This is a genomic window from Phenylobacterium sp., from assembly GCF_030651755.1.
Lineage (GTDB): Bacteria > Pseudomonadota > Alphaproteobacteria > Caulobacterales > Caulobacteraceae > Phenylobacterium.
Window position 1 is genome coordinate 40,797 of sequence record NZ_JAUSBZ010000144.1, and the last position, 22,820, is coordinate 63,616.

The following is a 22,820-nucleotide window of genomic DNA, read 5'->3' on the forward strand; positions in this document are numbered from 1 at the left end:
ATGCAGCACCAGATGGAGGACTTCATCCGCGCCCTTCGGGCCGCCGATGTGAAGGTCTCGCCGGCTGAGTCCATCGACGCCCACGAGGCCGTGGCCCGCATCGGCTACGCCGATCGCGAGCTGCTGAAGGACGCGCTGTGCGCGACGCTCGCCAAGAGCGAGGACGAGGTGGCCCGGTTCGACCGAGCCTTCGACAACTTCTTCGCCCGCGATCCCTTCGACTTCGCCACACCGCCCCCGCCGCCGGAGGGGGGCGAGGCCCCGCCGCCCGAGGCGAGGCTGGAAGACGTGTCCGAAGAGGCCGCAGGCTCAGAACTCGCCCAGATCATTCTGGCGGGCGATTCCACCGCGCTCAGCCAGGCCATGGAACGCGCCGCCCAGGCCGCCCAGGTCTCGGAGATCAGGCTTTCCACCCAGAAGAGCCGCCTGACGAGGCGGCTGCTGGACGAGATGGGCGTGGCCGAGATCGAGAAGATCATCAGCCAGGCCCGCAGGCTGGAAGGCGAAGGCGGAAACGCCCTGGCCGACCGGCTGGAGGCCGGCCGCAAGATCGTGGCGGCCGAAGCCCAGCGCTATGTCCAGCGCCAGCATGACCTCTATGCGTCGGAGAGCGGCCGCCAGCTGCGCGAGGAGCTGTTGGCCCGAAAGGCGCTGAACGCCGAGGGCGGCATCGATCCCGTCGACCTGCAGGTGATGCAGGCCCTGGTGCGCAAGATGGCCAAGCGCCTGGCCGACCGTTACTCGCGTCGCCGCAACCGGGCCCGCAGGGGTCACCTGGACGTGCGCCGGACCCTGCGCCAGTCGATGGCCTATGGCGGGGTGCCGTTCAATGTCGTCTGGAAGACCGAGCGGGTCGACAAACCCAAGATCATCGCCATCTGCGACGTCTCCAAGTCGGTGGCTGCGGCCGCCCAGTTCCTGCTGACCTTCCTCTACAGCCTCAATGAGGTGGTCGACCGGATGGACGCCTACGCCTTTTCCGGCCGCATGATCCCGGTGAACCAGATCCTGGACGAGCACGGGGTGGACAAGGCGATCCTGGAGGTCCTGAAGCTGATCGGCTTCCAGCAGACCGACTATGGCCGCGCCCTGCAGGACTTCGCCGAGAACCATCTCGACAAGCTCGACCGCCACACCACGGTGATCTTCTTAGGCGACGCCCGGTCCAACTATGCCGATCCGCGCCTGGACATCATGCGCACCATCCACGAGCGGTCCCGTTCGGTGATCTGGCTGAACCCGGAGCCGGAGAGCTACTGGAACCAGGGCGACAGCGTCATGAACCGCTACCTGCCCTTCTGCCACCTGGCCAAGACCTGCAACACGCTCGACCAGCTCGAACGCATCATCGAAGACGTCCTGCGCCAGTACGTCCCGCACTGAGGGGTGGTCAGTCCCGGCGCGGCCAGCGGTGGGAAATGTAGATCCGGCTGTCGGTGAACCCGCCGCGGAGATAGGCGTCGGCCACGGCGATCTCTTCCCGCGCCTTAGCGATCGCCGCACCGATCCGGTCGGTAGACGGTGAGGGATAGCTGGTCGCCTCGCCCAGGCGCTTCCAGCTGAACCTCTGCCAGAAAGAAAGCTTGACCCGCGGCGGCCCGACACCGCCCGATACGCCGGACGCCTCGCCATCGTTGACCTCCTGGCTCCGAAAGCGGACGTTGATGTAGGTCTCTACGCCGCTGCTGTAGCCGAACCAGATCGACTGCTGTCGGCCATGGAGTTCGCGGGTGATGACGCCGGCCTCGGCCATGGCCGGCCGGGGCGGAAATGACCAGCCGAGATCCTGCAACAGGGGCAGCAATTCCGCCCGCATGGCTTCGCGTAGGGAGGTCTCAGGCGGCGTCGTGCGGGACGTGGCTCGCCGCGCCAGCCTGATCCATTCGAGACCGTCCGTCTCCCCCGCACGATAACCACACAGGCTTTCAGCCAAGACGAGGGGCGCCTCGTATTCATCCGCGTCTGGCGGAATGGGGGGCAGCTCGCCCATCGACATCGGTTCGCCTGCGTCCTCCGCGGAAGCTAGCAACCACTGAAGCTGGCCATCCCGATACGCCTTCGCCCGGGTGAAGCTCGCGGTATCGATGATCTCGGCCCCCAGGGCCTCCCCACACGCCCCAGAAACGCGGGGAAGTTCGGCCAGCAGATCGTCAGAGGCGCTTCCAACCAGGACAAGCCAGCCGGACGGCAGGTCAGCCATCACCAGCCCCACGCCGACCTCCTGGCTCACCTCGCCCGCGACCTCCAGCCTCAGACACTCCAGCAGCGCCTGCCGCCGCTCCGCCTTCACCGCCACCCAGCTAAGCTTAAGGCCCATCGGTCGCCCCCTTTTCCCCAGGAACATGGTTTGCCGTCTACGGCTATTACTTTCTTTGATCCAATACTGGAGGTGCGAAAGGACTCGAAACAGCAGAAGCGGCTTTGCCCACGTCTGGCGGCACGGTATGATATAGAATAAATTTATCCCCAAGAAGCTCTTGGGCCAAAATCTGATTTGGAGTCAGACGCACGTCAAAACCAAATTTATCCTCAAACCGGATCAGGTTTTCCGATACACCATCCGGATACCAATACCGCGTTCTTTCTTCATTGAGAAAATCCCGTTTTTTTGTTATAGGCATCCAATCTTCTGCATCAAGAACTTCATCACCATTTCTTGGCCAATAGCCAACCAATGGCCTGGGCTCTCCATTCAATTTACTTCGCGTGATGCCGAGAAGATCGCCGAGATTCCCCTTCCCCTTCGTTGAAAGCCCATTGGACCAACGCTGAGCGAAGCCGTCAGAGAATCCACCAAATGCACCGCCCAGAACCGCCGCCTGGCCCGCATTCTCCGATGACGGAGTTCGACCATTCAAATAGTCTTGCGCCGTTGTTGTAGCCGCCGCGCCGAATGCACCAGCGCGGACCGGGCCTGCCGGCAGCGCCGCTGCGCCGACGGCACCGCCTATAGCGGCGCCGACGCTATCGGCGGCGGTCGATGTCCGCCCCTGTAGGGTATCCGTGCCAATCTGCACGCCAAGCCCCGCCACGCCTCCGCCGCCGACAATGGCGGCGATTTCTCTGCCTGTCAGTGCGGCTGCGCCAGCCAGTCGAGGGGCGGCGGCGACAACGCCCATGGCAGGCGCTGCCGCAGCGGTCGCGGCGACACCCATGACAGCGCCGCCTGCATTGCCTACGCCCTTGGCGATGGGACGCTGATCGGCGTCCAGACGACCTCTCGTCTGCTCATCCCGAAGGTTTGAACGGAAGCTCTCTCCCAGATCTGCCCCATTTGCCGCCTGGAAGAGCGCATTGGCTCCGGCGGCAAGTCGGTCCGCGCCTCCGAGGGTCATGACATTTGCCGCCCCCCTCACGGCCGTATCGATCTGCATCGCCCCTTGCTGAGCCAAAGCGCTAGCCTTGCGCAGGGTCGGAGATCCTCGAACCGCTACGGCGAGCTTTCTTTGCGCATTCAAGCGCGCAGCTTCGACTTTTGCCAACTTCTCTCGAAGGGCAACCGCCTGAGTTAACATGGACATTCTGCGGCTGGCGCAGCCAGCCGTCCCTCAAGGTGTGGAAGGCTTACACTCGGCGTGCGTTCAGCACGTCAGCGGTCTAATCCTGCCACAAAGAGAACGAGCGTCCAGAACAAAATAGGAACATCTCTCTCGCGCGCCGCCGGGCCCTACCCCGCCGCTAGCTCCGACGCCTTCAGCGGCAGGCTCCGCACCCGCTTGCCGGTCGCGGCGAAGATGGCGTTGGTGACGGCCGGAACCACCGGCGGCAGGGCAGGTTCGCCGAGGCCCGTGGGCGGATTGTCGGACTTGAGGAAGTGGGTCTCGATCACCGGGGCGTCATGGATGCGCAGCAGGGGGAAGGTGTCGAAATTGGCCTGTTCGACCTGACCGTCCTTGATGGTGATCTCGCCGAACATCTCCGAGATGCCGTCGATCACCGAGCCTTCGATCTGGTTGAGCGCGCCCACGGGATTGATGATCTGGCGGCCGACGTCGGCGGCGACCCAGACCTTCTCCACCTTCACCGTCCCATCGTCAGCGACCGCCACCTGGGCCACCTCGGCGAAATAGCCCAGATGGCTGTAGTGGAAGGCGATGCCCTGGCCCTGGCGGGGGCCGAGCGTGGTCTTGCCCCAGCCGGCCTTTTCAGCGGCCAGGCGCACGACGCCGGCCATGCGTTCGGCGTTGAGGCCGCCCTGGCCGTCGGCCGCGGCGGCGTTGCCGAGCAGGCGCAGGCGCATCTCCACCGGATCGACCCCGCCGGCATGGGCCAGCTCGTCGATGAAGGACTGCACCACAAAGGCGATGGCGTTGCTGCCCGGCGCCCGCAGGGGCCCCGTCGGCACGCCCAGGGGCATCATGGAGACGTCGAGTTTGTAGTTGCCGAGGAACTGGGCGGGGAATTCGGTCGGGGCCATGCCGGCGCTGCGGGCGGTGGCCTCGCCCTCGCCGAAGGTGACGAAGTGATTGGCCCAGGCGGTGATATTGCCTGAGGCGTCGACCCCGCCGCGGAAGTGGTGGAAGCCGGCCGGACGATAGAAGTCGTGGCGCATGTCGTCTTCCCGGGTCCAGACCAGCTTGACCGGGGCGCCGGCCTCCCGGGCGATCCAGGCGGCCTCGACCATGTAGTCGTTCATCAGCCGGCGACCGAAGCCGCCGCCTGAGCGGGTCATGTGGACGATGACATTTTCCGGCGCGATGCCGAGCGTCGTGGCCACCAGCTGGCGGCCGGGTTCGGGCAGCTGGGTCGGGGCCCAGATCTCCATCTTGCCGTGATGGAAGTGGGCCGTGCAGTTCTGCGGCTCCAGGGTGGCGTGGGACAGGAAGGGATAGAAGTAGTCGGCCTCCACCGTCTTGGCTGAGGCCGCCAGCGCGGCCTCCACATCGCCGTCGCTGCGCAGGGTCTTGCCGCCCTTGGCCGCCGTGAGGCTGCGAGCCTGGCCGGCATAGCCCGGCGTCGACTGGCTGGAGGTGGGATGATCGGCCCACTGAATATTCAGAGCCTGCCGGGCCTTCTCAGCCGCCCACCAGGAGTCGGCGACCACGGCCACGCCGGGCAGCAGGCCGTCGAGTTCGGTCCCGCCCTCGACCACAAAGGCCTTGCGCACGCCCTTGATCCCTTGCGCGGCGGCGAGGTCGACGCTGGCCACCTTGGCCCCGAACACGGGGGCCTTGGCGTAGGCGGCGTAGAGCATGCCCGGCAGGCGCATATCGATGCCGAACAGGGGCTGTCCGGTGACGATGGCGGCGGTGTCCACCTGCGGAATCGGCTGACCGATGATGCGGTAGGCCGAGGCGTCCTTGAGCTTGAGGCTCGACAGCTCCGGCGCGGTCTGGGCGGCGGCCTTGGCGGCGAGCGACCCATAGGTCGCCCGGCGGCGGCTGGCGGCGTGAACCACGACGCCCGGCTCAGTGGTCAGGCTGGCGGCGTCCACGCCCCAGTCGGCGGCCGCCGCCGCCATCAGCATGGCCCGGCCGGCGGCGCCCACCTGGCGCAGCTGGTCCCAGTGCAGGGGGGTGGCCATGGAGCCGCCGGCGAACTGGCGGCCATAGGCGACCGGATCATTGCCGGCCTGGACCGTGCGGACATTGGCCCAGTCCACGTCCAGCTCCTCGGCGATCAGCATGGGCAGGGAGGTCTTGATGCCCTGGCCGATCTCCGGGTTCTTCGAGACGATGGTGACGATGCCGTCCGGGGCGATCTGCACATAGGCGTTGAGCTTGGCGAGACTATCGGCCGCTGCGCCCTTGCCCGCGAAGGAGAAGGCCAGGACCAGGCCGCCCGCGGCGCCCGAGGCCAGCACGGCCCGGCGGGAGGGGGAGAAGCCTTCAGTGATGTTGGAGATGACGCCCATGGTCTTCAGGCCTCCTGGCCGGCGGCGCGCTTGATGGCGGCGCGGATGCGAACATAGGTGGCGCAACGGCAGATATTCCCCGCCATGGCCGCGTCGATATCGTCGTCGGTGGGGCTCGGGTTCTGGGACAGGAGCGCCGTGGCCGACATGATCTGGCCCGGCTGGCAGTAGCCGCACTGGGCCACGTCCAGCTCGCTCCAGGCCTTCTGGACCCGGGCGCCGACCGGCAGCGCGCTGGCGCCCTCGATGGTGGTGATCTTGGCGTCGCCGATGACCTCGATGGGGGTCATGCAGGCGCGGATGGGGGCGCCGTCAGCATGGACGGTGCAGGCGCCGCACTGGGCGATCCCGCAGCCATACTTGGTCCCCACCAGGCCGAGGGTGTCGCGCAGCACCCACAGGAGTGGGGTGTCGGGCTCGACATCGGCGGTCATCGCCTTGCCGTTGACGTTGAGCTGGTAGGCCATGCCCCGTTCCCCTGTTCTGGTTTCCTCAGATACCAAGAGTACGGGCGCCGGGCCTGCAGGTAAACGGCTGTTCGAATTTGCGCTCTAGCCTTGCGCGCGTTTCATCCGACAGCCGGCGCCCGCTTTTCGGAACGCGCTCTAGAGGCGGGGGATCAGGATCACCGCGTCAGGCAGCTCGTTGGGGTTGTCGGTGGGGTCGGCGGGGAAGTGCTCGGCCAGGATATCGCCCACCTGGGTGACGGCGGCCACCAGGCCGTCAGCCGTGCGCCCGGCCTTGGCCTGCGCCACCAGGGCGGCGATGGCGGCGTCCCAGCGACTCTGGTCGACCACCGCGGCGACGCCCTCGTCAGCGATCAGCTCAACCCCATGCTCGGCCAGGGAGACGAAGATCAGCACCCCGGTGCGCTCCCGGGTCTGGTGCAGGTTGCGGGCCAGGAACAGCTCCTGGGCGTGACGGCGGGTGCGGTCGAGTTTGACGCTGCGAGGCGTCATGAAACGGCGCACGGGGCCCACAGAGCCAATCACCGCCACCAGGATGAACAGCACCGCCTGCAGCACGAGCGTGGTGGTCAGGGCGCCGCGCACGGCCAGCTCCACCGCCGCCCCGGCCTGGGCCGCGGTCCAGGGGGCGAAGGCGTCGGGCACCGAGACCTGGACGCCGGCCAGCAGCAGGATGGCCGGCGCAGCCAGGGCCGTGAGCCCGGCCCACAGGAAGGGGGTCTCGCGATAGTCCGAGGACTCCTCGGCGATGACGCAATAGAGCTCGCCGCGGGTGCGGGTCTCAGCGGCGCGGACGGCGGCCTTGACCGCCTGGGTTTCCTGATCGTTCAGCATCTCACCAGCTCCCCGAGGATCCGCCGCCGCCGAAACCGCCGCCGCCGCCGGAGAAGCCCCCGCCGCCAAAGCCGCCGCCACCCCCGAAGCCGCCGCCGCCACGACCGCTGCTGCTGGAGATCAGCAGAGGCAGGAGCCACCAGAGGCTGGAGCCCCGGCCGCGGCGTCCGCGACCCCGCCCGAAGGCGCCCATGAAGCCGCCGATGATCCAGAGCACGATGAACAGGACAAAGATGATCGGGGCGGTCAGGCCCTCTTCCCCATGGGACTGTTCGGCCGCCGCCGCGGCGCGGGCCAGGGCCTCGTCCTCCGGCAGGGCCAGTTGGTCGATGATGGCCTGGGTTCCGGCGATGACGCCGGCCTCCATCTCGCCGGCGCGGAACTGCGGCAGGACCACGGCCTGCAGGATGGTGGAGGAGAGCGCGTCGGTGAGGATCGGCTCCAGGCCATAGCCCACCTCGATGCGGACCTTGCGCTGGTTGGGGGCGACGATGAACAGGGCGCCGGAGTCGGTCTCGGCCTCGCCGATCCCCCAGTGGCGGCCCAGCTGATAGCCGAAGTCCTCGATCTCATAGCCCTGCAGATCGGCCAGGGTGACCACCACCAGCTGGCGGCCGCTGGCGGTCTCCAGGGCGGCGAGCTGTTCGGTGAGCTGGGCCTCGGTCTGCGGCGAGAGCATGTTCGCGCCGTCGACGACGCGGCCGCTCAGCGCCGGAAAGCTGGGCGCGGTCTGGGCGTGTCCCGTCCCGGCAAGCGCCAGGACGAGACCGATGGCCAGGGCGCAGGCGGCGCCGAACGACCTCATTGGGCGGGCGCAGGCTCAACCGCAGGCGCCGGAAGCGGGGCTGGCGCAGGGGCCGGCAGGGGCGCAGGCGCCGGCGCTGCGGGCTGTTCGAAGGTCACCGTCGGCGCGGTCTGGGCCGAGGCGGCGGCTTCGAAGGTCTGCATGGGCTCTGCCCAGCCATGGACGGTGTTGGCCCAGATGGCGCCCGGGAAGGTGCGGATCTCGGTGTTGTAGTCGCGCACGGCCTCATTGTAGTCGCGCCGGGCGATGGCGATGCGGTTCTCGGTGCCCTCCAGCTGGCTCTGCAGGGCCAGGAAGTTCTGGTTGGACTTCAGCTCCGGATAGCGCTCCTGGATCATCATCAGCCGGCCAAGCACCCCCGACAGCTGGTTCTGGGCTTGGGCGAACCGTTGGAACTGCTCGGGATCGGTGATGGTGTCGGCATTGACCTGCACCTGGGTGGCCGAGGCGCGGGCCTCGGTGACGGCCACCAGGACCTCACGTTCCTGGGCGGCGAAGCCCTGGACGGTGGAGACCAGGTTGGGGATCAGGTCCGAGCGGCGCTGATACTGGTTCTGGACCTCGGCCCAGGCGGCCTTGGCCCGCTCATCCTTGGTGGGAATGGTGTTGATGCCGCAGCCGGCAAGCGCCAGCGGGACGGCGATCAGGACGGCGGCGCGGGCGAGGCGGGCGAACAGTCTGGACAAGGCGGGGCGCTCCAAAGCGGCGATGGCGCAGTTTCGCCGCGAATGTGGGCTGCGCCTTGACCTGACGCAATGGGGGGCGCGCGTCTCAGGCGCTGAGCGCCTCCTCCACCTGGTCCAGGCGGTCCTTTCCGAAGAACATCTCCTGGCCCACAAAGAAGGTGGGGATGCCGAAGGCGCCCCGGGCGGCGGCGGCTTCGGTCGCAGCCATCAGCTCGGCCTTGACCTCCGGATCCTGGGTGGCCGCCAGCAGGGCCTGGGCGTCCAGGCCCGCAGCGGAGAGGACCTCGGCGACCACGGCCGGGTCGTCCATCTTGCGCCCCTGCTCCCACATGGCCGCCAGCACGGCTTCCATATAGGGGGCCTCAACGCCGGCTCGCCGGGCGGCGACCAGGCCGCGCATGATCAGCAGGGTGTTGACCGGAAAGTGCGGGTTCATCTGGAAGGCGGCGAGGCCATGGCGGGCGACGAAGCGCTTCGTCTCCAGGTTCTCATAGGCGAGCTTGCCCTTGACCTCGCCGAACGCCTCCATGGGCGAGCGGTTGTTGGTCAGCTTGAACAGCCCGCCCAGAAGGACCGGCCTCACCTCCAGCTTCGCCCCGGTGCGCGCCAGGATGGGCGCCAGGGCCTTCCAGGACAGGTAGGCGTTGGGACTGCCGAAATCGAACAGGAATTCCAGGGTGGCGGCCATCGGCGCTCTCTCCTTGCTCACCAGGTCTCCGTCCACGGACGAATATCAAGCTCGTGGGTCCAGGCCGAACGGGCCTGGCGGTGCAGGGCCACATAGGTGGCGGCGATATCGGCGGGCTTGAGCACACGATCATCGGCCAGGCGCTGCTCGATGTCGGACATGTTCGCGCGACTGAAGACGCCATCGATGGCGCCGTCCACCACCACATGGGCCACATGGATCCCCTGAGGCCCCAGTTCCCGGGCCAGGCTCTGGGCGATGGCGCGCAGGCCATGCTTGGCCGCGGCGAAGGCGGCGAACCCCTCGCGACCGCGGACCGAGGCCGTGGCGCCGGTGAACAGGATCGTCCCGCGTCCCCGGGGCGTCATCACCCGGGCGGCCTCGCGGGCGGTGAGGAAGCCTGCGAAACAGGCCATCTCCCAGACCTTGGTGAAGACGCGGCTGGTGGTCTCCAGGATGGGGAAGCGGACATTGGCCCCGATGTTGAACACCACCACCTCGATGGGACCGACCTCGGCCTCGATGCGGTCGAACAGGGCAGCCATCTCCGCCTCGTCCCGGGCGTCGACCCCATAGGCCCTAGCCTGGCCGCCAGCGGCGATGATCTCATCGGCCAGGCTCTGGAGCTGGTCGCCGTTGCGGGGCCGCCGCGTCACACAGGCCACGAGGCCCTCGGCGGCGAAGGCCTTGGCGATCGCCCCGCCGACCCCGTCCCCGGCGCCAATGACGACACAAGCGCCTCTCGGTTCATCGGCCATGGGCTACTCCGTTCATTATCTGAACTTAGGTTCGTATTGAATCTGGATGGAGTCAATCGCATCATGGCTCAGCGACTGGAGGCGGCGCGCGATGAAATGGGATGATCTGGCCCGCGAGCCCTGTTCGGTGGCGCGGTCCCTGGCGGTGATCGGCGACCGCTGGACCCTGATGATCCTGCGCGACGTCTTTCTGGGCGTCCGACGGTTCGAGGCCTTCCAAGCCAGGCTCGGCATTTCCCGCAGCATCGTCACCGAACGGCTGAACCTGCTGGTCGCCGAAGGCGTCCTGGAGCGTCGCCCCTATCAGGACCGGCCGGTGCGCCACGAATACCGCCTGACCGACAAGGGCCTCGACCTGCATCCGGTGATCATGGCCCTCGTCGATTGGGGCGACCGCCACTATGCTGGCGCGGTCGGCCCGCCGATCCTGCGGCGCCACAAGGGCTGCGGCTGCGACTTCCACGCCGTCCAGGTCTGTTCCGAATGCGGCGAGCCCGTCACCGCCCGCGACGTGGAGGCGCGGCCAGGACCCGGCGTGGCCCCAGAGGCCAAGCCGGTCGCCTGAGCATCCGCCCTCAGGTCCGCGTGGCGAACTCCGCATCGCCGGTGGCCGCCACCTGGGCGTCGTCGAAGGAGGCGTGGGCTGAGGTATAGAGCCGGGAATAGAGCCCCTGGTTGGCCATCAGCACGTCATGGGGTCCCTGCTCCAGGATGTGGCCCTGCTGGAGGACGATGATCTTGTCGGCGTCGCGGATGGTGGCCAGCCGGTGGGCGATGACGATGCAAGTGCGCCCTGCGAACAGCACCTTCAGCGCCTTCTGGATCGCCTGTTCGGTGAAAGAGTCGATATTGGCCGTGGCCTCATCGAGGATCAGGATCTGCGGGTCGGCGACCAGGGCGCGGGCGAAGGACAACAGCTGCCGCTGGCCGAGCGAGATGTTGCGCCCTCGCTGGCCGAGCTGGGTGTCGTAGCCCTCGGGCAGACGCATGATGAAGTCGTGGGCCGAGACCGACCTGGCCGCCGAGATCACGTCCTCCCGGGTGGCGCCCTCAGTGTTGTAGCGGATGTTCTCCTCGATGGTGCCGCTGAACAGGAAGGGCTCCTGCAGCACCATGCCGATATTGCGGCCGAGGGACTCCAGGGTCACGTCGCGCACGTCGCGGCCGCCGATCAGCACCTGGCCCTGGTCCACCTCATAGAAGCGGTGGGCGAGCGCAATGATGCTGGTCTTGCCCGAGCCGGTGGGGCCGACCAGGGCGACCACCTGGCGGGGCTGCACCTCGAAGCTCACATTGTGCAGGACGGGGCGGGCCGGGTCATAGCCGAAGGTGACATCGCGGAACTCCACCGTCGGCTCGAAGTCGGCCAGGGGCTCGGCGCCGGGCTTGTCGACGATGGTCACCGGCACATCCAGCACCTCGAAGATGCGGTGACCGGCCGCCATGGCCCGCTGCATGATGGTGTACTGCATGGACAGCATGCGGACCGGATCGAAGAAGCGCTGCACATAGAAGATGAAGGCGACCATGACGCCCACATCCAGGCGTCCGCCCAGGACGGCGTTACCGCCGACCACGATGACGATGCCCATGGCCAGGCCGGTCAGGACGTCGACCGTGGGGACCATCACCTGGGTCATGGCCGCCGAGCCGTTCTGGGCGGTCATGTTCTCCCGGGCCTTCTCCTCATAGAGCTTGAAGTTCATCGCCTCGCGGCGGCTCTCCTGGACCGTGCGGACGCCTTGGATGTTCTCGGCCAGCGCGCTGTTGGCGGTGGAGGAGGCGTCCCGGGCTTCCCGGAACGTCTTCTTGGAGAAGGGCAGCCAGATGGCCCGGACCACGATCAGGGCCGGGATCACGGTCAGGGTCAGCAGGCCCAGCTGCAGGTCCATGCTGAGCAGGGCGACGGTGATGCCAATCAAGAGCGCGATGTCGCCGACAGCGCCTGTGGTGCTCTCCAGGAACTCCTGCAGGGCGTTCACGTCGCCCTGAAGCCTGGCCATGATCCGGCCCACATGGGTCTTGTCCATGAAGGACAGGGACACGTCCTGGAAGTGGCTGAACATGGAGCGGCGGACATCGAAAATGACCCGCTGGGCCAGCCGCGAGCTCATCCACTGCTCGAGGAAGAAGGCGGCCGCGTTGAGGATCACCACGCCCACGAAGATGGCGATGATGGTGTCGAGGCGGGCGTCATCGCCGCCGCCGACCGCTGCGTTCACCGCCTGGCCGATCATGTAGGGGATGGCGATGGCCGTGGCCGCCGAGATCAGCACGGCGATCTGGGCGCCGATGACGAAGGCCTTGTGCGGCTTCAGATAGTGGACGAAGCGGCCGAGGATCTTCGGATTGATCGAAGCGAAGATCTCCTCGGCGTCGTCGCTGCCGAGCGTCGCCCGGGCCTTGCGCGGCGTCTGAGAGGCGACGTCGGTTCCGCGGTCGAAGACAAAGTCGCTCATGCCCGCACCCCTTCGGTCTGATTGGCGGCGAGCGCGTCAGGGGGCGGATCCTCCGTCAGGGCGCCGCCATCGGCCCGGGTCTGCAGGGCGTAGAGGTCGGCATAGACGCCGCCGGCGGCCACCAGGCTCTGGTGGTCGCCCCGCTCCACGACCCGGCCCTCGTCCAGCACGATGATCTGATCGGCGTGCATGAGGGAGGACAGGCGGTGGGCGATGATCACGGTCGCCTTGGCCTTGGTGGCGCTGGCCAGGGCGTCGCGGACCTTGCGCTCGGTCACCGCGTCGATGGCCGCGGTGGAGTCGTCGAAGATCATCACGCCCGGACCCGGCACCACGCCGCGGGCGATGGACATCCGCTGGCGCTGGCCGCCGGACAGGGCCACGCCCCGCTCGCCGACCCGGGTCGTGTAGCCGACGGGCAGGCCGGCGATATAGTCGTGCAGCTGGGCGGTGCGGGCGGCGCCGACGATGCGGTCCTCCTCGGCCCAGGGATCGGCATAGGCGACATTGTTGGTCACCGTGGTGTCGAACAGGAAGGCCTCCTGCTGCACCAGGCCGACATATTCCCGCAGGGAGGCCAGGCTGACCTCGCGGATGTCCTGGCCATCAATGGTGATCCTACCGCCGGTGACGTCGTAGAAGCGGGGGATCAGGTTGGCGATGGTCGACTTGCCACTGCCCGGCGCGCCGACGACGCCCAGGGTCTGGCCGGGCCGGACCTCGAAGCTGACATCGCTGAGCACCGGGCGGCCCTCGTCATAGGAAAAGTCCACATGCTCGAAGCGCAGGATCCCCTGGGTCGGGGCCAGCGGCTGGGCGCCGGGCGCATCGGCGATCTCGGGCTCCAGGTCGAGCACCTCAAACACCCGGCCGCCGGACGAGGTGGCCCGAGCAGCCGAGGCGAAGATCATGGCGATCTGCCGGATCGGGGCCTGCAACAGGGTCATGTAGGTGAGGAATTCGGTGAGCCGGCCCACCGACATGGCGCCGGCGATCACCTGATGGCCGCCATACCAGAGCAGCAGGGCCATGGAGCCGTAATAGCTGAGCGTCATGGCGGTGATGGCGCGGAAGCGCAGGGTGATGCGCTTGAACGAATACTGCAGGGCGTTGTCGGCGGCGACGTCGAATTTGGCCATCTCGAAGGCCTTGGCCGAGAAGGCGCGCACCACCCGGATGCCCTGGAGGTTCTCCTCCATGGTCAGCGTCAGGACCGACATCAGCTGCTGGACCCGCAGCCAGGTCACCCGCAGCAGAAAGCCCATCCGCGCCAGGAACCAGCCGGCGATCGGCACGAAGGCCAGCGCCAGGAAGGCCATGGTCACGTCGGTGGAGAACATCATGAAGGCCGAGACCGACAGCAGCATGACGAGCGTCAGGGTCTGCATCATCCCGCCCTGGATGAAGGCTCGCGTGCCCTCCAGGTCTAGCATGCCCCGGGTCACCAGGTCGCCGGAATGGATCTTGTCGTGAAAGCCGAAGGAGAGGCGCTGGAGCTGCTGGAAAAAGGCGAGCCTCAGGTCATAGGCCACCTTCTGGCTGACCTTTTCAGCCACATAGCCCCCATAGCCGGTGAGCAGGCCCCGCAGGCTGGCGGCGCCCAGGACGAGCAGGGCGGTGGTGACCAGGGCGCTCTGCACATCGTCGACGCTGGCGTTCTCGCTGGCCAGCAGCAGGTGGGCCTGATCCACCGCCTGGCCAAACAGCCGGGGCAGGGTGAGGCTGAACAGGGCTGCGCCGATGGAGCAGCCGACGGCCAGGGCGACCAGGCCCGGATAGCGCAGGGCCAATCCCATGATTCTGCGCAGGACCCGGGGCATGGCCGAGACGTCAATCGACACAGAATCCGCCGCCGCTTCCCTGGGGGAGGGGCGTGAATCACTCATCTGAAAATGTCCAATCTTGGTATGACGCCATCATGCGGCGCCACCAGGGGTCGCGCCACCGTCTTTTGACGCCGCCGCCAAATAGTCAGCCTACGTGACATCCGTCCCCGCCCGGGGCGCCGGATTGACCCGACAAGTTGCGTCAGGCGCCCTGAGGTTGCGCCTGTGGCGCCACGGTCACTGGATGTTCCGGCGCCTGGGGGCGCGGCCGCAACCGTTCGCCCTTCAGCCAGATCTTCAGAGCTTCCCAGTGGATGGCGCCCATGACCCCAAGGGTCATCCAGGGATGGGTGAGCCAGGCGCGCAGCAGGGCCTGGTCGCTGAGCGGGCGGCGGTCGCCCGCGAAGCTGGCCGAAAGCAGCGGGCCTGCCCCGTCGGACACCGTGATGTTCACCGCCACCTTCGCCCCCGGCGGCCGGATCGTGAAGGCGTAGCTGAGGGCCATGTCCATGAAGGGAGAGACATAGAAGACCTTGTCCGTCGCCTGGCGAACCATCGCACCGGCCGCATCGAGCGGCGCCGGGATCAGATAGCTGTGGCGGTCGCCAAAGGTGTTGTTCACCTCATAGAGGATGGCGCTGAGGCTTCCGTCCCCGCGGTGGCAGAAATAGACGCTGATCGGGTTGAACACCGCGCCCAGAATCCGCGGCATACAGAGCAGGCGCACAGGTCCGCTGCTCTCCAGGCCTGCCGCCGCCAGGTGGGCCTCCACCTGCGCCTTCAGGGGGCGGTCGGAGCCATCTCCATGGTCAGCGCCGTGAAAACTCAGCAGGCCCGGGGCGTCAAACCCCAAGAGGCGCAAGTCCCGGGCCAGGTCAGGCCCCTCGTCGAGGTCCACGAGCAGCATGAAGATGCGATAGCTCAAGGCATGCGCCCGGGGCCGTGTCCGTCCATGGACGACGCGGCCGAGATAGAGGCCTGAGGCCGGCTGGCTCACGCGGCCGCCTCGGCTGGGACCTGCGCCGGTGGGTCGCCCAGCCGGATGCGGCTGGATTCGCCCGCCACCGACCAGGGACGCCGGACGCCGCCCAGCTGTTCGGCCACCGCCAGGCCCGACTGCAGCCCATCCTCATGGAAGCCGTGGCCGAAATAGGAGCCGCAGAACCAGGTCCGGTTGGCGCCTTGCAGGGACCAAAGCTCATCCTGGGCGGCCAGGGCGCCGGCGTCGAACAGGGGGTGCTCGTAGACCTCCGTGCGGATCACCGCCTCCGGGGCGATCTCACGGGTGGGGTTGAGGGTGACGAAAAGCTCCGGCTTGGCCGGCAGGCTCTGCAGCTTGTTCATCCAGTAGGTGACGCAGCCCTCCTCGGCCGAACCGCGGCGGCCGATATGGTTCCAGCTGGTCCAGGCCGCCCGACGCCGGGGCATCAGGGCCTGATCCGTGTGCAGCACCGTCAGGTTGCGGCTGTAGCGGAAGGCTGAGAGCAGTCGGGTCTCTTCGACGCCGGGGTCTTCCAGCAGGGCGAGCGCCTGATCCCCGTGGGTGGCGATCACCACCTCGTCGAACCGCTCCACCTGGCCGCCCGCCAGACGGATATCGACCCCACCAGCATCCCGTCGCACGCCCACCACCCGAACCCCGGCGCGGATCTCGCCCTGGAAGGCCGCGCTAAGCCGTTCCACATAGGTGCGACTGCCCCCCTTCACCGTGCGCCAGAGACCGCGGCCGAAGACGCTCATCATGCCGTGGTTCTGGAAGAAGCGGATGAGGGCGGCGGCCGGATAGGCGCCGATGGCGCCCAGCGGGGTCGACCAGATGGCCGCCGCCTGGGGCAGCAGATGATCATCCCGGAAAGCCTGGCAGTAGCCCTTCTGCTTCAGGTAGTCGTCGAGACTGGTGAGGGGCGCCTCAAGGGCCGCGAGGTCCCGGGGGCCGTGGCGATAGAACCGGGTCACGTCCCGCAGCATCCCCCAGTATCGGGCGCTGAAGAAGTTGCGCTTCTGGGCGAACAGCGAGCCGGAGGAATATTCAAACGCCCCATCATCCAGAGAGACGCTGAGCGCCATGTCGGCTTCCACGGTGGCCACGTCCAGATGCCGCAGGAGGGCGGTGAAGTTCGGATAGTTGTCTTCGTTATAGACGATGAAGCCGGTGTCCACCGGCACGGTCCCCTCGGAGGCGCCCGGGGCCTCGACGGTGTTGGCGTGGCCGCCCAGGCGGTTGTCGCCCTCGAACAGGGTCACCTTGTGGCGGGAGCCGAGAAGCCAGGCTGCGGAGAGACCTGAGACGCCGGCGCCGATGACGGCGATCCGCAACGGCCTGGAACTGTTCTCTGCGCCCACGGGAGCTCCTTAGTTTTTCTGATCGACCAGCGGAGCGCTGATCCGGCTCCGACCTCAAGCTGTACGGGGCGAGTCATGGGGCGGATGCAGCCTCAGGCCGACGCATCCGAACGACGAGCGCGTGCGTAGTCTGACAGGAATCGACAGGCTGGGCGTGCGTCCCGGCGACTGGAAAGGATCCTGCCGTCATGAGCTTCGTGGGTTCGGCCATTCAGGCCTTCGAGGGCGCGCCGGCGCCAGACCTGATGCGCCGGGCGGCCATCGAACTGCTGGTGTCCAACGCCCGGCGGCAACTGGGCAAGGCCGGCCCCCAGGCCGAGGCCGCCTTCGCCCGGGAGATGGCCGCACGGCCCATCGCCGAACACACCACCGCGGCCAATGAGCAGCACTATGAGCTGCCGGCGGCCTTCTTTCAGAAGGTGCTGGGCCCGCAGCTGAAATATTCCAGCAGCCTCTATGATCCCGGCGTCGAGGATCTGGGCGCGGCCGAGGAGAACGCGCTTTCCGAAACCGCCGAGCACGCCGGACTTGCTGACGGGCAGGAGATCCTGGAGCTGGGCTGTGGCTGGGGATCTCTGACGCTGTGGATGGCCCGCGCCCTGCCGGGCGCGAAGATCACCGCGGTCTCCAATTCCGCAAGCCAGGGGGCCTATATCCGCGAACAGGCCCGGGCCGCCGGCCTGACCAATGTGACAGTGCTCACCGCCGACATGAACACCTTCGAAGCACCGGGGCGTTTCGACCGGGTGGTATCGGTGGAGATGTTCGAGCACATGGCCAACTGGCGCGCCCTGCTTGGCCAGGTGCGCGGCTGGCTGAAGCCCGATGGCCGGGCCTTCATCCATGTCTTCACCCACCGCACCACCCCTTACCGGTTCGACGTCGAGGACGAATCCGACTGGATCGGCCAGCACTTCTTTTCCGGAGGCGTCATGCCGAGCCATGGCCTGATGGCCCAGTTCCCCGACCTGTTCGAGGTGGAAGCCGACTGGCGATGGTCGGGGCGCCACTACGAGCGCACCGCGCTCGACTGGCTGGCCAATTTCGACCGCAACGACGCGGCCATCCGCGACGTTCTGCGGGAGGTCTATGGTGAGGCTGCGCCCCTTTGGCGACGGCGTTGGCGACTGTTCTTCCTGGCGACGGCGGGCCTGTTCGGCCACCACGGCGGAGAGGAGTGGGGTGTCAGCCACTATCGTCTCAAGCCGGTCCCCTGAAGGAATAGAATCCCATGCTGAAATACCTCATCGGCTATCTGGGCGCGGGCCTGGCCTTCGCCATTATCGACGCGGTCTGGCTGACCACGGTCGGACCCAAGCTCTATCGGCCGACCCTGGACGAGGTGCTGGCCGACCAGTTCGCCCTTGGTCCGGCCATCGCCTTCTACCTGATCTACATCGCCGGCATCATGATCCTGGCGGTCAGTCCTGCGGTTCGCGACGGCGGATGGACCCAGGCGCTGACCACCGGCGCCATCCTGGGCTTCCTCTGCTACGCCACCTATGACCTGACCAACCAGGCCACCCTGAAGGTCTGGGCGACCCACATCACCCTGGCCGACATCGCCTGGGGCACATTCCTGACCGGCGCTTCGGCCACCGCCGGCTATTTCGTCACCCGCTGGGCCGAGCGGGCCTTCTAAGGGCTCGCCCCCCCTTCCGGCGCCGCCCCATCCGGCCTTTGTTCGGATTGGGCGGCCGTTGTCGTTGCGGAATTCCGCTGTCATTGTGCGGCCCAAGGGCGGCCCGGGCGGCGGTCAGGCATATTGCGTCTGATCCCCCCGGAGCCACGCCGTCCCCCAACGATAATCAGACGCGCCCTGCGCCCGGGACTCCCGGTCAGCAGGCGCCGGGAGGAATTTGATGGAAGATTTGAAAGAGCGCGTGGGCCTGGACGAACGGCTCGACCAGGCCGCGGTCACCGGCATGACCATGGCCGTCTGGGCCGATGTCCAGCCCGACAAGACCGCCGTCGTCGACGCCTATGGCAAGTCGCGCACCTTCGCGCAGGTCAACGCCAACGCCAACCGGCTCGCCCGCCTCTTCCGTCAGCATGGTGTCCAGCCCGGCGACAGCCTGGCCCTGGTCTGTTCGAACCGCGCCGAATTCATTGAGGTCCTGGCCGCCACCATGCGCGCCGGCGTACGCATCACTCCGGTCAACTGGCACCTGAACGCCGACGAAATCGCCTACATCATCAATGACTGTGAGGCCAAGGTCCTGGTCGGCGACGTCCGAGTGGCGGTGATCGGCGAGGCCGCGACCCACTGCCCGCATCTGACGCTCAAGCTGTCGCTGGGCGGGGAGATTGACGGCTTCGTGGACTATGACACCGCGCTTTCGCCCCTGGACGGTTCGGACATCCCCGATCCGGTTCTGGGCAACCAGATGATGTACACCTCTGGCACGACCGGGCGGCCCAAGGGCGTGTTCCGTCCGACCCCTGTGGTCACGCCCGTCAGCATCCTGGCCGGCCGCGGCTATGACGACACCTCGATCCAGCTGTGCGCCGGTCCGGCCTATCACGCCGCCCCCCTGGCCTTCGACGTACGGGCGGCCATGGGCACGGGCTCGACCCTGATCTTCATGGACAAGTGGGATTCTGAAGCTGTTCTGCGCACCATCAGCGAGCAGAAGGTCACCCACCTGCACATGGTGCCGATCATGTTCCAGCGCCTGCTGGACCTGCCGGCCGAGGTGAAGGCCAAGTACCCGGTCGACCACGTCCGCTACATCGTCCACGGCGCGGCGCCCTGCCCGCCCGAGGTCAAGCAGGCCATGATCGACTGGTTCGGCCCGGTTCTCAGCGAATACTATGCCGGCTCCGAAGGCGGGGCGGGCTTCACCATCAACTCCGACGAGTGGCTGAAGAAGCCCGGCAGCGTGGGCAAGCGCCCGGCCCTGCTGCAGGTCCGGATCATCGACGAGCAGGGCAACGACTGCCCCAACGGCGTGCCCGGCACCATCTATCACCAGCTCCCCCCCGGCGGGGGCTTCCAGTACTACAAGGACGAGGCCAAGACCCAGGCCTCCCGGGTCGACGACTTCTTCACCATGGGCGATGTCGGCTATTTCGACGAGGACGACTACCTGTTCCTTACCGGCCGCAGCGCCGAGACCATCATCTCCGGCGGGGTGAACGTCTATCCGCAGGAGATCGACAACGAGCTGATCAAGCATCCGGCCGTCGCCGACTCCTCCACCGTCGGCATCCCGCACCCCGAATGGGGAGAGCAGGTGAAGGCGGTCATCATGCTCAACGAGGGCTATGAGCCCAGCGACCAGCTGGCCCATGAGATCCTCGACTTCGCCCGCAAGGCCCTGCCCGGCTTCAAGGTCCCACGCAGCCTGGACTTCGTCACCGAACTGCCCCGCAGCGAGGCGGGCAAGATCCAGCGCAACAAGGTCCGCGCCCCCTATTGGGAAGGCCGCGCCCGGCAGATCTGACGCCAAGGTTCGCCGCGCCGGCTCTTCGGCGCGGCGAAATCTTGCGAAAACATCCGTGTTTGGCGTGACTGCGGACGCCATGGCATGTACCGCGGCCGTTGCAGCCTGCGAGTAAGACATGCCCATTCCCTTCATCGACCTGCAGGCCCAGCGACGACGGCTGGGCGAACCCCTGGAAGCCGCCATCCTCGAGGTGGTCCGCTCAGGCGCCTATGTCATGGGACCGCAGATCGGCCAGCTGGAAGCCGCCCTCGCCGAATTCGGACAGGCGCCGCACGTCCTGTCCTGCGGCTCGGGGACAGAGGCCCTGATGCTGCCGCTGATGGCCTGGGAGATCGGGCCAGGGGACGCGGTCTTCTGCCCCTCCTTCACCTTCGCGGCCACCGCCGAGGTCGTGCCCCTGGTCGGCGCTTCGCCGGTCTTTGTCGATATCCTGCCTGACACCTACAATATGGACGCCGCCCACCTGGACGCGGCCATCGCCGCGGTGAAGGCCGAAGGCAAGCTCACCCCCCGTGCGGTGATCGCGGTCGACCTGTTTGGCCAGCCCGCCGACTATCCCGCCATCAGCGCGGTCTGCCAGAAGCACGGCCTGAAGCTGATCGCCGATTCCGCCCAAGGCTTCGGTTGCACCCTGGAGGGCCGTCACCCCCTGCACTGGGCCGACGTGGCCACCACCAGCTTCTTCCCGGCCAAGCCGCTGGGCTGCTACGGCGACGGCGGGGCGGTGCTCTGCAAGGACGCGCGTCTGCACGACCTGCTGGTCTCCCTGCGGGTCCACGGCCAGGCGGTGAAGTCGGATCTCGAGGGGCGCACCTTCGACCATGATCCCAAGTATCTGAACATGCGGATCGGCATGAACGCCCGCATGGACACGATCCAGGCCGCCGTCCTGCTGCAGAAGCTGTCCATCTTCGCTGACGAGATCGAGGCCCGGAACCGGGTGGCCGAGCGCTACGCCCAAGGCCTGTCCGACGTGGCGCGGACGCCTAAAGTGATCGAGGGCGGGGTTTCGGTCTGGGCGCAATATACGATCGAGATGGACGACCGTGACGGCCTGGCCGCCCATCTGAAGGCCGCCGAAATTCCCACCGCCGTCTATTATCCGATCCCGATCCACAAACAGGGCGTCTATTCGGGCTATCCTGTGGGGCCCGGCGGCTTGCCGGCGACCATGGCGGCGGCTGACCGAGTCATCAGCCTGCCCATGCACCCCTATCTGGAGGCCGACGTGCAGGATCAGATCATCGCCGCCATCCGGGCCTTCGCCGGTCGCAACATATGAGCGCCAGCGGCGATCATCCGACCTCGGATCGAATGGCCGAGGCCTTCGAGGCAAGGGCTGAGTCCCGGGACCTGGTCATCGGCGTCATTGGCCTGGGCTATGTGGGCCTGCCCCTGGCTGAGGGCTTCCTCGGCAAGGGCTTTCGGGTCCTGGCCTATGACCCGGACGTCGCCAAGATCGCGGCCCTGCGGGCCGGGCGCAGCTATATCAAGCACATCTCTGACGACCGGGTGGCGGCCATGGACGCCACAGGGCGCCTGGAAGCCACGACAGACGAGAGCCGGCTGGCGAGCGCCGACGCCCTGCTGATGTGCGTGCCTACCCCATTGAACGTCCACCGCGAGCCGGACCTCTCCTTCGTGGCCGATTGCGCCAAGACCATTTCGCGGCATCTGCGCCGGGGCCAGCTGGTGGTGCTGGAATCCACCACCTATCCCGGCACCAGCGAGGAACTGATCCGGCCGATCCTGGAGCAGGCTACGGGCCTGAAGTCCGGCGTCGACTTCGCCATCGCCTACAGCCCCGAGCGGGAAGATCCCGGCAATCTCGATTTCGGGGCGACCACCATCCCCAAGGTGGTCGGCGCTGACACCGAGGCCGAGCGGCGGATGGCCATCGCCCTCTATTCGCCCCTGACCCAGGTAGTGCCGGTCAGCGACCTGAAGACCGCCGAGGCGGTCAAGCTGACGGAGAACATCTTCCGGCTGGTCAACATCGCGCTCGTCAACGAGCTGAAGGTGGTCTTCGAGAGCATGGACATCGACATCTGGGAGGTGATCGACGCGGCCAAGACCAAGCCCTTTGGCTATATGCCCTTCTATCCGGGGCCGGGACTGGGCGGCCACTGCATCGCCATCGATCCCTTCTACCTGACCTGGAAGGCCCGGGCGCATGGGGAGGCGACCCGGTTCATCGAGCTGGCTGGCGACGTGGTCGCCGCCCTGCCGCGCCGGGTGGTGGAGGCGGTGGCTGAGTCCCTGTCCAGCCGCGAGGGCAAGGCGGTCAAGGGCGCGCGCATCCTGGTGGTGGGCCTGGCCTACAAGAAGAACGTCGACGACATGCGCGAGAGCCCCTCGCTGCATGTGATCCGCCTGTTGCGTGAGCGCGGGGCTCAGGTGGACTATTACGACCCGCACATCCCGGTCGTGCACGACACGGGCGAGCATCCGGAGGTGGCGGGCATGGCCTCCATCGGCTGGGACGAGGCGAGCCTTGCGACCTACGACTGCGCGGTGATCTGCACGGACCACGACATGGTGGACTATGCGACCCTGACCCGCGTCGTGCCCCTGGTGATCGACACCCGCAACGCCGTCGGCCGCCTGGCCCCGGACTTCGCCGACCAGGTTCGCAAGGCCTGAGGGCTGAC

General features: G+C 67.4%; 20 protein-coding genes. 7 read left to right on the forward strand and 13 right to left on the reverse strand.

Going from position 1 to position 22,820, the window contains the following annotated elements; all coding sequences use genetic code 11:
- Entirely contained in the window at nt 1-1,383 is a 1,383-nt protein-coding gene (locus Q7V15_RS13750) for a VWA domain-containing protein (protein WP_304756278.1), read from the forward strand.
- Nucleotides 1,384-1,390: 7 nt separating this feature from the next.
- Here the strand turns inward: Q7V15_RS13750 and Q7V15_RS13755 are convergent, their stop codons facing one another.
- The 9 genes from Q7V15_RS13755 to Q7V15_RS13795 all read right to left on the reverse strand — a co-directional run bounded on the left by Q7V15_RS13755 (nt 1,391) and on the right by Q7V15_RS13795 (nt 10,092).
- The gene (locus Q7V15_RS13755; protein ID WP_304756279.1) at nt 1,391-2,317 is read right to left on the reverse strand and encodes a hypothetical protein; all 927 of its coding nucleotides are present in this window, start codon (nt 2,315-2,317) and stop codon (nt 1,391-1,393) included.
- Nucleotides 2,318-2,363: 46 nt separating this feature from the next.
- Nucleotides 2,364-3,515, reverse strand: a complete 1,152-nt coding sequence (locus tag Q7V15_RS13760) for a hypothetical protein (protein ID WP_304756280.1) — start codon at nt 3,513-3,515, stop codon at nt 2,364-2,366.
- Between the two features lie 152 nt (nt 3,516-3,667).
- Nucleotides 3,668-5,854, reverse strand: coding sequence for a xanthine dehydrogenase family protein molybdopterin-binding subunit (locus Q7V15_RS13765; RefSeq protein WP_304756281.1), 2,187 nt, complete (start codon nt 5,852-5,854; stop codon nt 3,668-3,670).
- Between the two features lie 5 nt (nt 5,855-5,859).
- A complete protein-coding gene (locus Q7V15_RS13770) occupies nt 5,860-6,321 on the reverse strand; it encodes a (2Fe-2S)-binding protein (RefSeq protein WP_304756282.1) in 462 nt (153 codons plus the stop codon).
- 138 nt (nt 6,322-6,459) lie between these two features.
- Entirely contained in the window at nt 6,460-7,155 is a 696-nt protein-coding gene (locus Q7V15_RS13775) for a TPM domain-containing protein (RefSeq protein WP_304756283.1), read from the reverse strand.
- 1 nt (nt 7,156) lies between these two features.
- Nucleotides 7,157-7,960 (reverse strand): YgcG family protein, encoded by an 804-nt coding sequence (locus tag Q7V15_RS13780; protein WP_304756284.1) that lies wholly within the window; start codon nt 7,958-7,960, stop codon nt 7,157-7,159.
- A complete protein-coding gene (locus Q7V15_RS13785) occupies nt 7,957-8,646 on the reverse strand; it encodes a LemA family protein (RefSeq protein ID WP_304756285.1) in 690 nt (229 codons plus the stop codon). Before Q7V15_RS13785 ends, Q7V15_RS13780 begins: the two co-directional genes overlap by 4 nt.
- A gap of 85 nt (nt 8,647-8,731) precedes the next feature.
- Nucleotides 8,732-9,334: a 2-hydroxychromene-2-carboxylate isomerase gene (locus Q7V15_RS13790; protein ID WP_304756333.1), complete on the reverse strand. Its 603-nt coding sequence runs from the start codon at nt 9,332-9,334 to the stop codon at nt 8,732-8,734.
- A 17-nt stretch (nt 9,335-9,351) separates the two neighbouring features.
- On the reverse strand, nt 9,352-10,092 hold the full coding sequence (locus Q7V15_RS13795) for an SDR family NAD(P)-dependent oxidoreductase (RefSeq protein ID WP_304756286.1): 741 nt from the start codon (nt 10,090-10,092) through the stop codon (nt 9,352-9,354).
- A gap of 91 nt (nt 10,093-10,183) precedes the next feature.
- Here Q7V15_RS13795 and Q7V15_RS13800 point away from each other — a divergent pair, with 91 nt between their 5' ends.
- Nucleotides 10,184-10,657 carry a helix-turn-helix domain-containing protein gene (locus tag Q7V15_RS13800; RefSeq protein ID WP_304756287.1) on the forward strand — a complete coding sequence of 158 codons (474 nt, stop codon included), beginning with the start codon at nt 10,184-10,186 and terminating at the stop codon, nt 10,655-10,657.
- A 10-nt stretch (nt 10,658-10,667) separates the two neighbouring features.
- On the opposite strand, the gene Q7V15_RS13805 is transcribed toward Q7V15_RS13800, so the two are convergent.
- From Q7V15_RS13805 to Q7V15_RS13820, 4 genes are all read right to left on the reverse strand, one after another.
- A complete protein-coding gene (locus Q7V15_RS13805) occupies nt 10,668-12,551 on the reverse strand; it encodes an ABC transporter ATP-binding protein (protein WP_304756288.1) in 1,884 nt (627 codons plus the stop codon).
- Nucleotides 12,548-14,392: an ABC transporter ATP-binding protein gene (locus Q7V15_RS13810; protein ID WP_304756289.1), complete on the reverse strand. Its 1,845-nt coding sequence runs from the start codon at nt 14,390-14,392 to the stop codon at nt 12,548-12,550. The genes Q7V15_RS13805 and Q7V15_RS13810 overlap by 4 nt, the downstream gene beginning before the upstream one ends.
- Nucleotides 14,393-14,579: 187 nt before the next feature.
- Nucleotides 14,580-15,374 carry a DUF1365 domain-containing protein gene (locus tag Q7V15_RS13815; protein ID WP_304756290.1) on the reverse strand — a complete coding sequence of 265 codons (795 nt, stop codon included), beginning with the start codon at nt 15,372-15,374 and terminating at the stop codon, nt 14,580-14,582.
- The gene (locus Q7V15_RS13820; RefSeq protein WP_304756291.1) at nt 15,371-16,720 is read right to left on the reverse strand and encodes an NAD(P)/FAD-dependent oxidoreductase; all 1,350 of its coding nucleotides are present in this window, start codon (nt 16,718-16,720) and stop codon (nt 15,371-15,373) included. The genes Q7V15_RS13815 and Q7V15_RS13820 overlap by 4 nt, the downstream gene beginning before the upstream one ends.
- Before the next feature lie 188 nt (nt 16,721-16,908).
- On the opposite strand from Q7V15_RS13820, the gene Q7V15_RS13825 reads away from it, so the two are divergent.
- The 5 genes from Q7V15_RS13825 (at nt 16,909) to Q7V15_RS13845 (ending at nt 22,812) form a co-directional block, all read left to right on the forward strand.
- Nucleotides 16,909-17,937 carry a cyclopropane-fatty-acyl-phospholipid synthase family protein gene (locus Q7V15_RS13825; protein WP_304756292.1) on the forward strand — a complete coding sequence of 343 codons (1,029 nt, stop codon included), beginning with the start codon at nt 16,909-16,911 and terminating at the stop codon, nt 17,935-17,937.
- Nucleotides 17,938-17,951: 14 nt separating this feature from the next.
- Nucleotides 17,952-18,362, forward strand: coding sequence for a DUF2177 family protein (locus tag Q7V15_RS13830; protein WP_304756293.1), 411 nt, complete (start codon nt 17,952-17,954; stop codon nt 18,360-18,362).
- Between the two features lie 220 nt (nt 18,363-18,582).
- Nucleotides 18,583-20,166, forward strand: a complete 1,584-nt coding sequence (locus tag Q7V15_RS13835) for an AMP-binding protein (RefSeq protein ID WP_304756294.1) — start codon at nt 18,583-18,585, stop codon at nt 20,164-20,166.
- 118 nt (nt 20,167-20,284) lie between these two features.
- Nucleotides 20,285-21,451: a DegT/DnrJ/EryC1/StrS aminotransferase family protein gene (locus tag Q7V15_RS13840; RefSeq protein WP_304756295.1), complete on the forward strand. Its 1,167-nt coding sequence runs from the start codon at nt 20,285-20,287 to the stop codon at nt 21,449-21,451.
- Entirely contained in the window at nt 21,448-22,812 is a 1,365-nt protein-coding gene (locus tag Q7V15_RS13845; protein ID WP_304756296.1) for a nucleotide sugar dehydrogenase, read from the forward strand. Before Q7V15_RS13840 ends, Q7V15_RS13845 begins: the two co-directional genes overlap by 4 nt.
- Nucleotides 22,813-22,820 lie beyond the last annotated feature (8 nt).

Bases quoted from the DNA above. Each gene is read 5' to 3' on its own strand.
- Q7V15_RS13750 (WP_304756278.1), top strand. From the start codon at position 1: ATGCAGCACCAGATGGAGGACTTCATCCGCGCCCTTCGGGCCGCCGAT.
- Q7V15_RS13755 (WP_304756279.1), bottom strand. From the start codon at position 2,317: ATGGGCCTTAAGCTTAGCTGGGTGGCGGTGAAGGCGGAGCGGCGGCAG.
- Q7V15_RS13760 (WP_304756280.1), bottom strand. From the start codon at position 3,515: ATGTTAACTCAGGCGGTTGCCCTTCGAGAGAAGTTGGCAAAAGTCGAA.
- Q7V15_RS13765 (WP_304756281.1), bottom strand. From the start codon at position 5,854: ATGGGCGTCATCTCCAACATCACTGAAGGCTTCTCCCCCTCCCGCCGG.
- Q7V15_RS13770 (WP_304756282.1), bottom strand. From the start codon at position 6,321: ATGGCCTACCAGCTCAACGTCAACGGCAAGGCGATGACCGCCGATGTC.
- Q7V15_RS13775 (WP_304756283.1), bottom strand. From the start codon at position 7,155: ATGCTGAACGATCAGGAAACCCAGGCGGTCAAGGCCGCCGTCCGCGCC.
- Q7V15_RS13780 (WP_304756284.1), bottom strand. From the start codon at position 7,960: ATGAGGTCGTTCGGCGCCGCCTGCGCCCTGGCCATCGGTCTCGTCCTG.
- Q7V15_RS13790 (WP_304756333.1), bottom strand. From the start codon at position 9,334: ATGGCCGCCACCCTGGAATTCCTGTTCGATTTCGGCAGTCCCAACGCC.
- Q7V15_RS13795 (WP_304756286.1), bottom strand. From the start codon at position 10,092: ATGGCCGATGAACCGAGAGGCGCTTGTGTCGTCATTGGCGCCGGGGAC.
- Q7V15_RS13800 (WP_304756287.1), top strand. From the start codon at position 10,184: ATGAAATGGGATGATCTGGCCCGCGAGCCCTGTTCGGTGGCGCGGTCC.
- Q7V15_RS13805 (WP_304756288.1), bottom strand. From the start codon at position 12,551: ATGAGCGACTTTGTCTTCGACCGCGGAACCGACGTCGCCTCTCAGACG.
- Q7V15_RS13825 (WP_304756292.1), top strand. From the start codon at position 16,909: ATGAGCTTCGTGGGTTCGGCCATTCAGGCCTTCGAGGGCGCGCCGGCG.
- Q7V15_RS13830 (WP_304756293.1), top strand. From the start codon at position 17,952: ATGCTGAAATACCTCATCGGCTATCTGGGCGCGGGCCTGGCCTTCGCC.
- Q7V15_RS13835 (WP_304756294.1), top strand. From the start codon at position 18,583: ATGGAAGATTTGAAAGAGCGCGTGGGCCTGGACGAACGGCTCGACCAG.
- Q7V15_RS13840 (WP_304756295.1), top strand. From the start codon at position 20,285: ATGCCCATTCCCTTCATCGACCTGCAGGCCCAGCGACGACGGCTGGGC.
- Q7V15_RS13845 (WP_304756296.1), top strand. From the start codon at position 21,448: ATGAGCGCCAGCGGCGATCATCCGACCTCGGATCGAATGGCCGAGGCC.